General features: G+C 59.3%; 13 protein-coding genes. 4 read left to right on the forward strand and 9 right to left on the reverse strand.

Annotated elements, in window-relative coordinates; all coding sequences use genetic code 11:
• Nucleotides 1-3: 3 nt before the first annotated feature.
• From ssuD to argE, 7 genes are all read right to left on the reverse strand, one after another.
• A complete protein-coding gene (gene ssuD / locus BK658_RS02940) occupies nucleotides 4-1,152 on the reverse strand; it encodes an FMNH2-dependent alkanesulfonate monooxygenase (protein ID WP_123580990.1) in 1,149 nt (382 codons plus the stop codon).
• A gap of 25 nt (nucleotides 1,153-1,177) precedes the next feature.
• Entirely contained in the window at nucleotides 1,178-2,146 is a 969-nt protein-coding gene (locus BK658_RS02945) for a sulfonate ABC transporter substrate-binding protein (protein ID WP_123580991.1), read from the reverse strand.
• A gap of 89 nt (nucleotides 2,147-2,235) precedes the next feature.
• Nucleotides 2,236-2,829: an NADPH-dependent FMN reductase gene (gene ssuE / locus BK658_RS02950; RefSeq protein WP_054594551.1), complete on the reverse strand. Its 594-nt coding sequence runs from the start codon at nucleotides 2,827-2,829 to the stop codon at nucleotides 2,236-2,238.
• Between the two features lie 355 nt (nucleotides 2,830-3,184).
• Nucleotides 3,185-3,823, reverse strand: coding sequence for a peroxiredoxin (locus BK658_RS02955; RefSeq protein WP_123580992.1), 639 nt, complete (start codon nucleotides 3,821-3,823; stop codon nucleotides 3,185-3,187).
• A gap of 290 nt (nucleotides 3,824-4,113) precedes the next feature.
• A complete protein-coding gene (locus tag BK658_RS02960; RefSeq protein ID WP_123580993.1) occupies nucleotides 4,114-5,502 on the reverse strand; it encodes an OprD family porin in 1,389 nt (462 codons plus the stop codon).
• 533 nt (nucleotides 5,503-6,035) lie between these two features.
• The gene (gene argA, locus BK658_RS02965) at nucleotides 6,036-7,334 is read right to left on the reverse strand and encodes an amino-acid N-acetyltransferase (RefSeq protein WP_123580994.1); all 1,299 of its coding nucleotides are present in this window, start codon (nucleotides 7,332-7,334) and stop codon (nucleotides 6,036-6,038) included.
• Nucleotides 7,335-7,472: 138 nt separating this feature from the next.
• Nucleotides 7,473-8,621, reverse strand: coding sequence for an acetylornithine deacetylase (argE, locus tag BK658_RS02970; RefSeq protein ID WP_123580995.1), 1,149 nt, complete (start codon nucleotides 8,619-8,621; stop codon nucleotides 7,473-7,475).
• A gap of 158 nt (nucleotides 8,622-8,779) precedes the next feature.
• Here argE and BK658_RS02975 point away from each other — a divergent pair, with 158 nt between their 5' ends.
• Nucleotides 8,780-10,147 carry a CYTH domain-containing protein gene (locus BK658_RS02975; protein WP_123580996.1) on the forward strand — a complete coding sequence of 456 codons (1,368 nt, stop codon included), beginning with the start codon at nucleotides 8,780-8,782 and terminating at the stop codon, nucleotides 10,145-10,147.
• A gap of 126 nt (nucleotides 10,148-10,273) precedes the next feature.
• Here the strand turns inward: BK658_RS02975 and BK658_RS02980 are convergent, their stop codons facing one another.
• A complete protein-coding gene (locus tag BK658_RS02980; RefSeq protein ID WP_123580997.1) occupies nucleotides 10,274-10,744 on the reverse strand; it encodes an Lrp/AsnC family transcriptional regulator in 471 nt (156 codons plus the stop codon).
• Nucleotides 10,745-10,869: 125 nt separating this feature from the next.
• On the opposite strand from BK658_RS02980, the gene BK658_RS02985 reads away from it, so the two are divergent.
• The 3 genes from BK658_RS02985 to BK658_RS02995 all read left to right on the forward strand — a co-directional run bounded on the left by BK658_RS02985 (nucleotide 10,870) and on the right by BK658_RS02995 (nucleotide 13,560).
• The gene (locus BK658_RS02985; RefSeq protein WP_123580998.1) at nucleotides 10,870-11,208 is read left to right on the forward strand and encodes a hypothetical protein; all 339 of its coding nucleotides are present in this window, start codon (nucleotides 10,870-10,872) and stop codon (nucleotides 11,206-11,208) included.
• A gap of 140 nt (nucleotides 11,209-11,348) precedes the next feature.
• Complete coding sequence (gene tfpB / locus BK658_RS02990) at nucleotides 11,349-13,130, forward strand: type IV pilus assembly ATPase TfpB (protein WP_123580999.1); 1,782 nt, start codon at nucleotides 11,349-11,351, stop codon at nucleotides 13,128-13,130.
• A gap of 97 nt (nucleotides 13,131-13,227) precedes the next feature.
• Complete coding sequence (locus tag BK658_RS02995; protein WP_123581000.1) at nucleotides 13,228-13,560, forward strand: DUF2388 domain-containing protein; 333 nt, start codon at nucleotides 13,228-13,230, stop codon at nucleotides 13,558-13,560.
• A gap of 173 nt (nucleotides 13,561-13,733) precedes the next feature.
• On the opposite strand, the gene gcvP is transcribed toward BK658_RS02995, so the two are convergent.
• Entirely contained in the window at nucleotides 13,734-16,607 is a 2,874-nt protein-coding gene (gcvP, locus tag BK658_RS03000) for an aminomethyl-transferring glycine dehydrogenase (RefSeq protein WP_123581001.1), read from the reverse strand.
• Between the last annotated feature and the right edge of the window lie 80 nt (nucleotides 16,608-16,687).

Below are 16,687 nucleotides of genomic sequence, written 5' to 3' on the forward strand. Positions count from 1 at the left end.
GCCTCAGCTCTGGGACACGGCTTTGGGAAGAATGTCGTTGGCCACCATCTCGCCGAACGGGCTGACGTAACCGGCGCTTTTCGGCAACTCGGGACGCTCGATGTCGAGGTGCGGGAACAACAACTCCGCGACCCGATACGATTCCTCCAGATGCGGGTAGCCCGAGAAGATAAAGGTATCGATGCCCAGGTCCGCGTATTCCTTGACCCGCGCTGCCACGGTCGGGCCGTCACCGACCAATGCAGTACCGGCACCGCCACGCACCAGACCGACGCCGGCCCAGAGGTTCGGGCTGACTTCCAGGTTGTCGCGGCTACCGCCGTGCAGCGCGGCCATGCGCTGCTGGCCGACCGAGTCAAAACGCGCCAACGAGGCCTGGGCGCGGGCGATGGTGTCGTCGTCCAGAAGGGAGATCAATCGATCCGCTGCTTGCCAGGCTTCGGCGTTGGTTTTGCGGACAATCACATGCAAACGAATACCGAAACGCACGGTGCGTCCAAGCTTCGCGGCCTTGGCGCGTACCTGTTCGATTTTCTCGGCGACGGCGGCCGGTGGCTCGCCCCAGGTCAGGACCATTTCGACCTGCTCGGCAGCCAGATCCTGAGCCGCTTCAGAAGAGCCACCAAAGTACAGCGGCGGACGCGGTTGCTGGATCGGCGGATAGAGCAATTTCGCGCCCTTTACGCTGATGTGCTGACCGTCGTAGTCGACCGTCTCGCCTTCCAGCACCCGACGCCAGATCCGGGTAAATTCCACCGAGGCCTGATAGCGCTCTTCGTGACTGAGGAACAATCCATCGCCGGCCAGTTCTTCCGGATCGCCACCGGTCACCAGGTTGAACAGCGCACGCCCACCGGACAAGCGATCCAGGGTCGCCGCCTGGCGCGCGGCCACCGTCGGGGAAATGATCCCGGGGCGTAACGCGACCAGAAACTTCAAACGCTGGGTCACCGGGATCAGCGACGCAGCCACCAGCCACGAGTCTTCGCAGGAGCGGCCGGTGGGAATCAGCACCCCGCCAAAACCCAGACGATCCGCCGCTTGGGCGACTTGCTGCAAATAACCGTGATCGACGGCGCGAGCGCCTTCGGCGGTGCCAAGGTAATGGCCGTCGCCGTGGGTAGGCAGGAACCAGAAAATATTAAGGCTCATGGAGTGGTCTCCTAAGGAAATCGAATTACGGCGCAGTGGCAACGGCTGCCGGTGGCGTCCAGATCACGTCTTTGATGCTCAAGGGTTTCGGAATCAATTTGAGCTGGTAGAAGCTGTCGGCGATTTTCTGCTGGGCCGCGATCACTGGCGGCGTGAGGAGATGCGCGCCGAAGCCCTGGCGTTTCACCGCGGTCAGGGTGATGTCTGCCGGCAAGCCGAGCAGCGGCGAGACTTGTTGGGTGACTTCTTCAGGGTTGGCTTTGGACCATTCGCCGATGGTGCGGACTTCCTCCACCAGAGCCTTGATCACGTCCGGATGTTGTTCGGCGTAAGGCTTGGTCGCCAGGTAGAACTGATGGTTGTCGACGATGCCGCTGCCGTCGCGCAGGGTGCGCGCGTGCAGTTGCTGTTCGGCGGCGGCCTGGTACGGGTCCCAGATCACCCAGGCATCGACGCTGCCGCGCTCGAACGCCGCGCGGGCATCGGCCGGCGGCAGGAATACGGTTTGGATATCGGTGTACTTGAGGCCGGCGTCTTCCAGTGCGCGCACCAGCAGGTAGTGCACGTTGGAACCTTTGTTGAGGACGACTTTCTTGCCCTTGAGGTCCTGCACCGATTTGATCGCCGAGTCTTTTGGCACCAGGATCGCTTCGCTGGTTGGCGCGGGTGGCTCGTAAGCGACGTAGAGCAGATCGGCACCGGCCGCCTGAGCGAACACCGGTGGAGTTTCGCCGGTCACGCCGAAATCGATCGAGCCGACGTTCAGCCCTTCGAGCAGTTGCGGGCCGCCGGGGAATTCCGTCCATTGCACGCTGATGCCTTGGGCGGCGAGGCGTTTCTCCAGCGAGCCGCGGGCTTTGAGCAGCACCAGGGTGCCGTACTTTTGATAGCCGATTCGCAAGGTCTCGGCCGCTTGAGCTTGAACAATGACGCCGAAGGACACAGCCGCAGCAAACAGAGCGACCAGACCACGACGCAAAATGACAGTGCGCATAGCGCTCTCCTTTTTGCAGTAGGGTTTTGGCTGCACCTGCTTGCCCGTTAGCGGGCGAGTAAGGCCAGTACATCAAATTCGGGTAAGGCTTAAATGCTCCAGCGAGCACTCAACAAACGTTCATTCAACAGGTTTGGGTCCAGCGGTTTTGGCCGACGGGCCATGGCACTGAAGAACTGCTCCAGCGCCTCAACCAAGCGCTGCTCCAGTGCCGGCGACAACTGCGCCTGCGCACTGCCTTCGCCGTAAGCGATCTGGCTGTCTTCGGCGAAAATTCCGTGGAGCATTTCCTGGGCTTTCAGTGCCGAAAGCACGGGTTTGAGCGCGTAATCCACGGCCAGCATGTGGGCGATGCTGCCGCCAGTGGCCATGGGCAGTACAACCTTGTGGCTCAAGGCGCGCTCCGGCAGCAGATCCAGCACGGTTTTCAGTGCGCCGGAAAACGACGCCTTGTAGACCGGCGTGGCAATCAGCAAGCCATCCGCGTTTTCAATTTGTTGCAACAGGTCGACCACCTTCGGGCTGTCGAAGCGTGCATGCAGCAAGTCTTCGGCCGGGAAGTCCCGCACCTGATAACTCACCACCTCTACGCCTTGTTGCTGCAACCAGCGTTGGGAGCGATCCAGCAGCACCCCGGAGCGGGAGCGTTGGCTGGGACTTCCTCCGAGTGAGACGACCAGCATGCGGCTATTCCTTAAGCGTTTCCGGCGATTCGCAGTGTGCGATCTCGCGACAATGGACAGACCTTATCAGTTGATTAATATATCCATAAATCATATTTATTTATGTGTTTATTCTTTAAATGAATATGCAGGAGAACGTTTTCCTGGCGAAAAAAAAACGCCGTCGAAACGGCCTGAAATTCCCCTGCTTTGTGGATACCTTTGGAGCTGTTGCGCTTGGCAGACCGCTATCGCGAGCAAGCTCGCTCCCACAGTGGATTTAGCCTGACCACAGATTTCGAGCCAGACATAAAACTCTGTGGGAGCGAGCCTGCTCGCGATAGCGATTTAAGCCACGCCGCAAAACGTCAATGACTTACTTATTGGGCTGTGGTGTCAGGCGCAGATACGGTTTCACTGCGCGGTAGCCTTTAGGGAAGCGTTTGCTGATTTCCTCTTCATCCTTCAACGACGGCACGATCACCACTTCATCTCCGTCCTGCCAATTAGCCGGGGTGGCCACTTTGTAGTTGTCGGTGAGTTGCAACGAGTCGATCACCCGCAGGATCTCGTGGAAGTTGCGTCCGGTACTGGCCGGATACGTGATGGTCAGGCGAACCTTCTTGTTCGGATCGATGACGAACAGCGAACGCACGGTCAGGGTGTCGTTGGCATTCGGGTGGATCAGGTCATAGAGGTCGGAGACCTTGCGGTCGGCGTCGGCGAGGATCGGGAAGTTGACGAGGGTGTTCTGGGTTTCGTTGATGTCTTCGATCCACTTGTGGTGCGAGTCCACCGGGTCGACCGAGAGTGCAATGGCCTTGACGCCGCGCTGGGTGAATTCATCCTTGAGCCTGGCGGTAAACCCCAGCTCTGTGGTGCACACCGGCGTGAAGTCCGCCGGATGGGAAAACAGCACGCCCCAGCTATCGCCCAGCCACTCGTGAAAACGAATAGTGCCGGCGCTGGAATCCTGTTCGAAATCGGGGGCAATGTCGCCCAGTCTGAGGCTCATGGTGCTGCTCCTGGTGAGTGCGTGATGAGCCTACTGTGCCTATTGCCGTCAGCAATTAAAAAGAATAAATATCGATTTATTTAGATCCAAAATGAATATTAAACATCTGTTCACTGGACGCATACCCGAGCAAAGACCACTCTTGGAACCAGGGTTCGAGAAGGCCTTGAGTTGCTGTAAAGAGGGAAGTGAAGGCGAGCCTGCGGGGGTGGGCCCGACTTGAAACACAAAAGCCCCGCCAGGCTTGCGCCGAGCGGGGCTTTTTATACAGGCTTACAAACGCCTGGGTATTACAACAGCGGGATCGAGTAGCTGACGATCACACGGTTTTCGTCCTGGTCGCGCTGACCAGGGATGTCGTTGCGCCACATTGCGTTTTTCCACGCCACGCCCAGGTTCTTCAGCGGGCCTTGTGGAACAACGTAAGCCAGGGTCAGGTCACGTTCCCACTCGGTGGTGCCGTAGCCGCCAGTCAGAGTCTGAGTGCTACCGACTTTACCAGCGGTGTCGATGTTGTTGCCACGCAGGTAGATGATACCGGCGGTCAAGCCTGGAACACCGACTTTAGCGAAGTCGTAGGCGTAGCGAGCTTGCCAGGTACGTTCGCCAGCACGGGCGAACTTCTGGATCTGCATGTCGGTGATGGTGCTGTTGGACGAACCGTCACCCTGGTTCAGCCAAGGGAAATCGCTTTCGCCGTTGCTGTACTGGTAACCAGCACCAAAGGTGTGACCTTCAACCGAGTACAGGGCCAGGTAGCTGTACAGGTTGTTGTCGACTTTGCCCTTGGTAGTGTTAGCCAGGGGAGTGTTGTCCGGGTAGTAGCCGGTGGTGAAGAAGTTCTTGTCGTTGCCGTTGGAACCGTTGTCACGGCTACGGTAGTAGCGCAGGTCACTTTTCAGCACGCCAGGACCGATGGACCAGTTGTGCACCAGACCCAGGAAGTTCTGCGAGTAGAAGTCCTTCAGCTCGCCGTAGTAGTACGACGCGGTCAGATCCTTGGTGATCTTGTAGTCAGCACCCGCGTAGTAGAACTTGTTGGAGAACTTGCCTGCATCGTAGTTGGAGCCAGCGTTGGCACCGGCAATCGACAGACCTTCGTCGTTGCTGGAGTTACGGCCTTTGGCTTCATTGATCTCGCCGGCAGTCAGGGTCAGGTCCTTGATCTCGTTCGAGACCAGCTCGCCGCCGGTGAAGGTTTGCGCCAGCATACGACCATCGTTGTACTTGATGACCGGGTTATTAGGCTGCAGGGTGCCGACTTTCAGCACGGTCTGCGAAACCTTGACCTTGCCGGTCAGGCCCAGGCTGGCGAAGTCGTTGACAGCTTCGTTGCCCTGGCTCGGGAACACGGTGCCGCCGGAAGCAGTGCCGGACAAGTTACCGTGTTTTTCCGGACTGGAATCCAGTTTCACGCCGTACTGACCAATGGCATCAATACCGAAGCCGACAGTACCTTGGGTGAAGCCCGAGGTGAAGTTGAGCTGGAAGCCTTGCCCAGTCTCTTCAATCTTGCTTGGGGCTTTTGCGGCTTTGGTGTCAGAGTCGCGGTTATCGGTGTTGATGTAGAAAGTACGCAGACCCAGGGTCGCCTTACTGTCTTCGATGAAACCGGCGGCGCTTGCCTGCTGCGCCAAAACCCCTACGGCCACAGCCAGGGCCAAGGTGGACTTATTCATGTTTCGCTCCTCTACGTTTCTAATTTTTGTGCACTCTGGTCCAGGATCTGACGCCCCGGTTCCCATCGATGCGCGATTAGCGCAAGACCGTGACCGATAAGTCAATCGTAAGCAGTCACGTCTACGACCTTGGTCTAATCGCCGTGTTTGGTCCGTTCAGGTTAGTGAATTTCTCATAAACCCAAAAAGAATTATTTATTCATTTTTCATACGATTCGGGAATATAGCTCAACACGTCTCTACCGAACCGGATGCAGAGGTATCGGCCCATGAACTAATTCCTAAATGGTATTTACAAACGCTTCTTTAATTCCATTCGTGCTCACGTAATTCCTCTTACGTCAATCACGATCAAATAAGCGACGCCATCATGGCGAAACGTACATCTTCCCGTCAAATTGTTACAGTTTGTATACCGTTGTAATTTTTTACCGCCCGTCGGGCGAGCACCGTAACGGGCAGCAAAACGGCAAGAACGATCGACTCATTACCCTGATCGGTTAGTACCTGGGGCGAAGTCTAGACGCCGTAGGTTACAGAGTCTTTTCGAAGATCTTCGAATTACGCTGATAGTTGTACAGCGACGCCCGGGCCGACGGCAGGCGCTCGACGCTGCTGGGCACAAAGCCACGCTCGCGGAACCAGTGTGCAGTACGGGTAGTGAGGACGAACAGGGTTTTGAGCCCTTGAGCACGAGCCCGGGTCTCGATCCGCTCCAGCAGTTCATCACCACGGCCGCCGTGGCGGTACTCCGGGTTCACCGCCAGACAGGCCAGTTCCCCGGCATCCGAGTCAGCGATCTGATACAGCGCCGCACAGGCGATGATCATGCCTTCACGCTCAACCACGCTGAACTGCTCGATTTCGCGCTCCAGCACTTCGCGAGAACGACGCACCAGGATCCCCTGCTCTTCCAGCGGGCTGATCAGGTCCAGCAAACCACCGACGTCTTCGATAGCCGCTTCGCGCACTACCTCGAACTGCTCCTGGGCCACCAGCGTCCCGCCACCGTCACGAGTGAAGAGTTCGGTCAGCAGCGCGCCGTCTTCGGCATAACTGACAATATGGCTACGGCCCACACCGCCACGGCAGGCTTCAGCCGCCGCATCCAGCAACTCGGCCTGATAGTTGGAGCCCAGACGCTGCAAGTGCGCCGGCACCTGTTGTGGACGCAGCTCGCGGACCAGACGGCCGTTTTCATCGATCAGCCCCAGGTCCGCGCCGAACAGCAGCAGCTTGTCGGCGCCCAGATCGATGGCGGCGCGAGTGGCGACGTCTTCGCACGCCAGGTTGAAGATTTCTCCGGTCGGCGAGTAGCCCAGCGGTGACAGCAATACGATAGAGCGCTCGTCCAGCAGACGGTTGATGCCCTTGCGGTCGACCCGGCGCACTTCGCCGGTGTGGTGATAGTCGACACCTTCGAGCACACCAATCGGCCGTGCGGTCACCAGGTTGCCGCTGGCCACCCGCAGACGCGAGCCCTGCATCGGCGAAGACGCCATGTCCATCGACAAGCGCGCCTCGATGGCAATGCGCAGTTGCCCCACCGCATCGATCACGCACTCCAGGGTCGCCGCATCGGTGATGCGCATCCCGTGGTGGTAATGCGGGGTCAGGCCACGTGCGGCAAGACGGGTTTCAATTTGCGGACGCGAGCCGTGAACCAATACCAGCCGCACACCCAGGCTGTGCAGCAGCACCAGGTCGTGAACGATATTGCCGAAGTTCGGATGCTCGACGCCGTCGCCGGGCAGCATGACGACGAAGGTGCAATCGCGGTGAGCGTTGATGTAAGGGGAAGCATGACGAAGCCAGTTAACGTATTCGGGCATAACACCTGCGCCTGTAACAAATAGCAGCCGATAAAAAGGACGAAGCAAAACGCACAGCGGGCTGGTGGTTATCGTCGGAACAGGCTTGGCGACACGCGCGTTCTCCTCATGAATACGGGTTGGGTGCCCCGGGATTTATCAAGCCGGGGTCAGGCAGTAGTGTTCGATCAGTTGACGTAATAGATGCACGGTAGGCTGCAAACGTGACATTTCAAGGTATTCCCCTGGTTGGTGGGCGCAGGCGATATCGCCTGGGCCAAGCACCAATGTCTCGCAGCCAAGACGCTGAAGATAAGGCGCTTCAGTGCCGAACGCTACTGCTTCGGCACGGTGGCCGGTGAGTCTTTCGGCGACCTGCACCAGTTCCGAGTCGGCCGACTGCTCGAAAGGCGGCACTTCAGGGAACAGCGGAGCGTAGTCGATCTTTACCTGATGGAGCTCGGCGACCGGTTCGAGTTTCTGCCGGATCGCCGCACGCAATGCGTTCGGGTCCATGCCCGGCAAGGGCCGCAGGTCGAATTCCAGCGAGCATTGACCGCAGATCCGATTCGGGTTGTCGCCACCGTGGATGCAGCCGAAATTCAGTGTCGGTTGCGGCACGCTGAACTGCGGATTGCGAAACTCGCGCTGCCATTGCAGGCGCAAGCCGCGTAGCTCGCCCATCGCATCGTGCATGGCCTCCAGGGCGCTATGGCCCAGGCGCGGGTCGGACGAATGGCCGCTCTGACCGAGAATATCGATGCGTTCCATCATCACGCCTTTATGCAGACGGATCGGTTTCAGGCCTGTTGGCTCACCGATCACCGCTACCCTGCCCAATGGCCGGCCGGCAGCCGCCAACGCCCGGGCACCAGCCATGGAGCTTTCTTCGTCACAGGTGGCGAGGATCATCAGTGGCTGCTTGAACGGTTTGTCCAGCAGCGGCAACACGGCTTCGATGGCCAGCGCGAAAAAGCCCTTCATGTCGCAACTGCCGAGGCCGACCCAGCGACCGTCGACTTCGGTCAGTTTCAGCGGATCGGTCTGCCACAGCGCGCCGTCGAACGGTACCGTGTCGCTGTGCCCGGCCAGTACCAGCCCGCCGGGACCGCTGCCAAAACTGGCGAGCAAGTTGAATTTGCCGGAGCTGACTTGCTGGATATCACACGAAAAGCCCAGGTCACCGAGCCAGGTCGCCAGCAAATCAATGACCGCGCGATTGGATTGATCGAGGCTGGGTTGGGTGCAACTGACGGACGGTGCGGCGATCAGCGCAGCGAACTGGTCTTTCATGGACGGCAAAGGCATCGCTGACTCCCAACTCCCAAGATGAACCCTCATCATAGAGCCATCCTGCGGCAGGAATAAACCGTCGCGGCGCGTAGGTTTAATGAGTGCTGTACACTGCACGGCCTTGGCAGCCACACATTCCCCCGGCTGCGCTCCCGATCCTGGATTTTCCGGCCATGCAGAAAGAAACCGAAATCAAACTCCGCGTCAGCCGCGAAACCCTCGCCGCCCTGCGCGAGCACCCGCTACTGAAAAAACGCAACAAAAGTGGCTGGGAACGCCGTGAGTTGATGAACCAGTACTTCGACACGCCAGAGCGTGACCTGGCCCGCGCCAAGGTCGCCCTGCGCCTGCGCCGCGATGGCGAAGAAGTCATTCAAACGCTCAAGACCCGTGGCCACAGTGTCGCCGGTCTGTCCGAGCGTAACGAATACGACTGGAACCTGCCCAAAGCCAAGCTCGACGTGAAAAAACTCGACGGCGAATGCTGGCCCGAAGAGCTGGCCGAACTGGACAAGAAAACCCTGAAGGCCATTTTCACCACCGACTTCGTGCGTGAACGCGCAGAAATCGCCTGGGGCCGTGGCAAGACCAAAGTGGTCATCGAAGCCGCGCTGGACCTGGGCCAGGTGATTGCCGGCAAGCAGAAAGAAGAGATCTGCGAACTGGAGCTGGAGCTGCGCGAAGGCGAGCCCGCAGCATTGCTGGAACTGGCCGCCGAACTGGCCGCGACGCTGGCGTTGATGCCGTGCGATATCAGCAAGGCCGAGCGCGGCTACCGCCTGTTCGACGCCAATAGCTATTCGTTGAGCCTGCCGGCGCCGGAGTTGACCTTCGAACTGCCGCTGGACGACGCGTTCGCCGCATTGAGCTGGCACTTGTTGGGCAGCAGCCAGCGTCTGGCCGAGCAATATCGCTTCAACGGCCACTGGCGCCTGCTGCAGGACTGGGTCGAAAACCTGGCTGAATTGCGCGCGCTGCTCAGCAGCCTGGGTCAAGCCGCACCACGTCAGTCGACTCACGACTTGCGCGTGGCGCTGGATGCCTTGCTGGAAGACTGGCGTCCGTTGGTTCAGGCTGGTCTGGACGACGAAGACGTGCGCAAAGCCGCGCCGGAGCAGTTCCTCGAAGAATTGGAAGACCCGCGCTGGGGCCTGTTCTCGCTGAACACCTCGCGCTGGTTACTGGCCCGCACCTGGGCTGCCGATCGCAACGTTCGCGGCAATCGCCAAGGTGCTGCACAACTGGGCAACTGGCTGCCGCGCCTGCTAGGCGAAGAAGCGACGTCCCTGCAATTGCAGCGCTATCAACAACAGCCGGAAGACCTGGCCGAGCAACTGCCGCGTATCGAACGCATCCAGGCCTGGCTGCACCATGCCCGCAACGTGCTGGACATCCCGGAAATGGATCGCCTGTACGGTGAGCTGAACAAACTCGCGCAACTGGCCAACGAGCCGATCACCGACGAAGTGCTGGATGCACGCAAGCAGCAGGCGATTGCGGTGTATCAGAACCGCGCGTGGAAGATGTTGCTGCGTATGTAACACCGCTAAACCTGATCGTTCCCATGCTCCCGCGTGGGAATGTCTCAAGGGACGCTCTGCGTCCAGGTGACGCGGAGCGTCACCGGCTGCATTCCCACGCAGAGCGAGGGAACGATCAGTGTGAGATCAACGCAACACCGGCAAACTCGTCGTGGACTTGATCTCCGACAAGGCCACGATCGAGTTGACCTCCTGAATCCCCGGCACCATCGACAGCTTCTCGAAGAAGAAGCGCTCATAGGCTTCGATGTCTGCCGTGACGATCCGCAACAGAAAATCCACCGCGCCCATCAGCACATAACACTCCAGCACCTCCGGAAAGCCGCGAATCGCCTCGGTGAACTCCGTGAAGTTCGAACGCCCATGGGCGTTGAGTTTGATCTCGGCGAAGATTTGCGTGTTGAGGCCGATTTTCTTGCGATCGAGCAAGGTCACCTGCCCACGAATAACCCCCTCCTCCTTCATTCGTTGAATGCGCCGCCAGCACGGCGACTGCGATAACCCGACCTGCTCGGCAATCTGCGCACTGGAAAGCGAGGCATCCTCTTGCAGCAACGCCAGAATTCGTCGGTCATACGTGTCAAGTTCGCTATGCATAGAAAAACCCGTAAAGACATTATCCGAGAATTGAACAAGTCGATTTAACGCCAATTAATCCCATCATAGATAAGAAATACCCGGCACCGAATGTAAAAATTTCTCCAGTGATTTGGAGATCGACCATGCCCCCGCTCGAAGCCGTCAGTACCCCCTCTACCCGCGCCGATGTGTGGAACGTCAGTAATGCCCATTGTCGCGTGCACTACCAACTGCTGGCCGAGGCCGAACCGGACGTATTGTGTCGTGCGCTGAATCTGTTCGCGTTGCAGTTTCTGGTACCGCAGCAGGTCAATGTGCTGCGCGACGACGATCTGCTGTCGATCGATATCGTCATGGACGGCCTGAGCTGGCACCGCGCCCAGGTCATCGCGGAAAAATTACGTAACCTGATCAGTGTCGGCTCGGTGGAACTGCAAGCGGCTGATTCGCAATGGGTTCAGCCTGCACAGGCCGCCGGCTGAAGCGCCCCGGTAAAGACTCGCAACGATGAATCGGTCGATGACCGAACCGCCGACCCTTGTGGGGACTATTCTTGGCATCTGTGGTCAGAGACGCACCTGTCTACACCGCACGTGCAGGATCGTTTCCATAAGGAGCCCGGATGCCCGTTCAACTCGCCACTCAGGATCGCTGGCTGGATCTCAATGACCTGCTGCGCGAACTGGTCGCCCAAGGCTTCATCAGCCAGGACTCGGCCGAACACGCGCTGACCACGCGCCGCAATGCCAGCAACAGCCAGTTGCACCCGCTGGAGTTCCTTGCCAGCCAACACCTCGACGACCTCAGCCGCCCCGGTAAACGCCTGGATCTGGAAAGCCTGACCTTGTGGCTCTCGCAACAGGCCGGCCAGCCTTACTTGCGCATCGACCCGCTGAAAATAAACGTCGCGCAAATTACCTCGTTGATGTCTTACGCCTTTGCCCAGCGCCACAAAATCCTCGCGGTTGCGATCGACCGCGACGCCGTCACCGTCGCCAGCGCGCAGCCTTATGTGCGCAGCTGGGAAGCCGACCTGACCCACGTTCTACAGTTGCCGATCAAGCGGGTAGTGGCCAACCCGGCGGACATCCAGCGCTTCAGCGTGGAATTCTTCCGCCTGGCCAAATCGGTCAGCGGCGCGACCAATGCCGATCAGCATATGAACACCCTGGGCAACTTCGAACAGTTGCTCAACCTCGGCGCCAGCGATCAGGAACCGGACGCCAACGACGCGCACATCGTCAACATCGTCGACTGGTTGTTCCAGTACGCTTTCCAGCAACGCGCCAGTGATATCCACATCGAACCACGGCGCGAGCAAGGCACCGTGCGCTTTCGCATCGACGGCGTGTTGCACAACGTCTATCAATTTCCACCGCAGGTGACCATGGCAATCGTCAGTCGCCTGAAGAGCCTGGGGCGGATGAACGTTGCAGAAAAGCGCAAACCCCAGGATGGCCGGGTCAAGACCAAGACTCCGGACGGCGGCGAAGTGGAGTTGCGGCTGTCGACGCTACCCACGGCGTTCGGGGAAAAAATGGTCATGCGGATCTTCGATCCGGAAGTGCTGCTCAAGGACTTCGACCAGCTCGGGTTTTCCGCCGATGATCTGCGCCGCTGGCAGGACATGACCCGCCAGCCCAACGGCATCATTCTGGTCACCGGGCCAACCGGTTCGGGCAAGACCAGTACGCTCTACACCACGCTGAAAAAACTCGCGACGCCAGAGATCAACCTCTGCACCATCGAAGACCCGATCGAAATGGTTGAGCCGGCGTTCAATCAGATGCAGGTCCAGCACAACATCGACCTGACCTTTGCCAGCGGCGTGCGCGCACTGATGCGACAAGATCCGGACATCATCATGATCGGCGAGATCCGCGACCTCGAAACCGCCGAAATGGCCATTCAAGCGGCACTCACCGGGCACCTGGTGTTGTCGACCCTGCACACCAACGACGCACCGAGCGCCATCAGCCGCTTACTGGAACTCGGCGTACCGCATTACCTGATCAAAGCCACCCTGCTGGGAGTCATGGCGCAACGTCTGGTCCGTACACTTTGCCCGCACTGCAAAGCACCGCTGACGCTGGGCGAAGACGACTGGCAAACCTTGACCCGTCCCTGGCAAGCACCGCTGCCAGGCAACGCCCAACGCGCGATTGGCTGCCTGGAATGCCGCGACACCGGTTATCGCGGACGCGCTGGCGTCTACGAAATCATGCAAATGACCGACAGCGTCAAAGCCCTGATCAACCCCGACACCGACCTGCTCGCCGTCCGTCGCCAGGCGTTCAAGGAAGGCATGCGCAGCCTGCGGCTGTCGGGCGCACAAAAAGTGGCGGCGGGGCTGACGACAATTGAAGAGGTGCTGCGAGTGACGCCGCAGAGTGAGCAAAAATAGGGGGATTATCCTGGTCGAACATGCCGATGAACGCTACGGAACTCGTTTGGGGTATTGGCAATCCAAGCTGCCAGAAATCCCACTGGAGTCACCCACTATGCGTTTTAAACTTGCTGCCGCTACGTTTGCCTTGCTTTCCCTCTCTGTAGGTTCAGCAATGGCCCATGACCATGACCATGACGGCATCTTGCAAGAAGTTATTTCCTCAGGTGCGACCACCGCGTCCACCTACCTGACCTCCAGGGATCACAAGCTGGTCGTTGCCGCTCAGGACGACGCCAGTAGTTTCGTAGCCAGTGACGGCAATATCCGTGGTCCGTATCTGGAATCCGCCATGCAGAAAGTCCGTGCGGACAACCCAGGTTTGAAGGCTACCGACATGGAATTGGCCAACGCAATCCTGGCCAAGAACGCGGTCGCCGAACAGTGATCCGTTAGTGCCGCGAATAAAGTGCCGCTCAATCGAGCGGCATTTTTTTTGATGATCGCTCCCACGCTCTGCGTGGTAGCGCCGCCATGGACGCTCTGCGTCCACTCCTGTGACGCGGAGCGTCACGGGATGCATTCCCACGCAGAGCGTGGGAACGATCAACCCCGTACATGTCAGCGGTATTCGTCCACCGGCACGCAGGCGCAGAACAGGTTGCGATCCCCGTAAACGTTGTCCACGCGGTTCACCGTCGGCCAATACTTATGCAGCCTGGTGTGCGCGTCCGGGGTCACCGCTTGTTCGATGCTGTAGGGCCGATCCCAGACGCCGGTAATGTCCGCCAACGTATGCGGCGAGCGTTTCAGCGGATTGTCCTCGGCAGACCAATTGCCATTCTGCACCTCGGCAATTTCCGCGCGAATACTCAGCATCGCGCTGATAAAGCGATCCAGTTCCGCCTTGGATTCGCTTTCAGTAGGCTCGACCATCAACGTACCCGGCACCGGGAAAGACATGGTCGGCGCATGGAAACCGTAATCCATCAGTCGCTTGGCGACGTCTTCTTCGCTGATACCGGTTTGCGCCTTGAGCGGTCGCAAGTCGAGGATGCATTCGTGCGCCACCCGCTCGTTGCGCCCGGTATAGAGCACCGGGAACGCACCGGACAAATGTTTTGCCAGGTAATTGGCCGAAAGAATCGCCACTTCGCTGGCATCCGCCAATTGCGGCCCCATCATCGCGATGTACATCCAGCTGATCGGCAAAATACTCGCACTGCCCCAGGGCGCTGCGCTGACTGCGCCATTCTGCGGATGGGGTCCCTCGATCGGCACCACCGGGTGATTGGCAACGAACGGCGCCAAATGCGCCCGCACACCAATCGGCCCCATCCCCGGTCCGCCTCCGCCATGGGGAATGCAGAAGGTCTTGTGCAGGTTCATGTGTGAGACATCGGCGCCGATATCCGCCGGGCGAGCCAGCCCGACCTGTGCATTGAGGTTGGCGCCGTCCATGTACACCTGACCGCCATGGCTGTGGATAACTTCGCAGATTTCGCTGATGCCCTCTTCATACACCCCATGGGTCGAAGGGTAAGTGGCCATCAGGCAGGAGAGCTTGTCGCCGGCGGCCGTCGCCTTGGCTTTCAGGTCATCGAGATCAACGTTACCGGCATCGTCGCAGTCGACGATCATCACCCGCATCCCGGCCATTTGCGCCGAGGCCGGGTTGGTGCCGTGGGCAGACGCGGGAATCAAGCAGATGTCACGTGCGCCTTGCTGACGGCTTTCATGGTATTTGCGGATCGCCAGCAACCCGGCGTATTCACCTTGGGCGCCGGAGTTGGGCTGCATGCAGATCGCATCAAAACCGGTGATCGCGCAGAGCCAGCTTTCCAGTTCGCTGATCATCAGCGAATAACCCACCGCCTGCTCTTTCGGCGCAAAGGGGTGCAGGTTGGCGAACGCTGGCCAGGTGATCGGGATCATTTCGCTGCTGGCATTGAGCTTCATGGTGCAGGAGCCCAGCGGAATCATCGACTGGTTGAGCGCCAGGTCCTTGTTCTCCAGTTGCTTGAGGTAACGCAGCATTTCGGTTTCGCTGTGATGGGCGTTGAACACCGGATGACGCAAATACGGCGTGGTCCGCAACAAGCCGTCGGGAACCCCGCAGATCAGCTGTTCTCCATCCAGCTCGGCGACATCAAGCCCGTGATCGGCGCCCAGGAACACATCAAACAGCTTCGCCACCGTGCGTTCATCGCAGCTCTCGTCGAGACTCAAACCAACCTGCCCGCGCCCAAGAATCCGCAAATTGATCTGCGCTGCTTTGGCGCTGTCGATGATTGCGGTCTGGCTGCCGCCGACTTCAAGGGTCAAGGTGTCGAAGAAGTGCTGGTTGAGCCGGGTGATTCCGTTGCGCTCAAGCCCGGCGGCGAGAACGCACGTTAGCCGGTGCACCCGTTGCGCAATGCGTTTGAGCCCCTGAGGGCCATGGTAGACCGCGTAAAAACTGGCGATATTGGCCAGTAACACCTGGGACGTGCAGATGTTCGAATTGGCCTTCTCGCGGCGGATGTGTTGCTCGCGGGTTTGCAGGGCCATACGCAGCGCAACGTTGCCGCGAGCATCTTTCGAAACGCCGATGATCCGCCCCGGAATCGCTCGTTTGTATTCATCGCGACTGGCGAAGAACGCTGCGTGCGGGCCGCCATAACCCATCGGCACGCCAAAGCGCTGGGATGAGCCGAATACCACGTCAGCGCCCATTTCACCTGGCGGCGTCAGCAACAAAAGGCTCAGCAGATCAGCTGCAACGCAGGCCAGCGCCTGCTGCGCATGCAAGTGATCGATCAGCGGGCGCAGGTCGCGGATTTCGCCATGGGTATCGGGATACTGCAGCAGCGCGCCGAATACCTGATGCTGTTTCAGGTTATCCACAGTGTCGACGATCAGCTCGAAACCAAAGCCTTCAGCGCGGGTCCGCACCACGGAGAGGGTCTGTGGATGGCAGTTTTCGTCGACGAAGAACAGATTGCTTTTCGACTTCGCGACACGCTTGGCCAGCGCCATGGCTTCGGCCGCCGCCGTGGCCTCGTCAAGCAATGAGGCGTTGGCCAGTTCCAGGCCCGTCAGGTCGATGGTTAATTGCTGGAAATTGAGCAGCGCTTCGAGTCGCCCCTGAGCGATTTCGGGTTGATAGGGCGTGTAAGCGGTGTACCAACCGGGATTTTCCAGCACGTTGCGCAAGATCACCGCGGGCAGAAGGGTGCCGTGGTAACCCATGCCGATCAGGCTGGTCCAGACCTGATTCTGTTCGGCATAGCCGCGCAGCTTTGCCAGCGCGGCCTCTTCATCGAGCGCAGGCGGCAAGTCCAGTACGCGATTGAGGCGAATTCCCGGCGGCACCGTCTGCTCGATCAGTTCAACACGGCTGCCAAGCCCGAGGCTGTCGAGCATCGCCTGCTGCTCGGTGGTGTCCGGCCCCAAGTGGCGCCGCAGAAAGGCATTCGGGTCTCGTAACTGGCTCAAGGATGGCAACTGGGACATGACGGGCTCTCTCTTGAATGGCGCTCAACGTCGATGCAACTCGATCAAAGCAGCATAGCTCCCCCTGTGCACTCGGCATG

The organism is Pseudomonas brassicacearum, from assembly GCF_003732175.1.
Lineage (GTDB): Bacteria > Pseudomonadota > Gammaproteobacteria > Pseudomonadales > Pseudomonadaceae > Aquipseudomonas > Aquipseudomonas brassicacearum_G.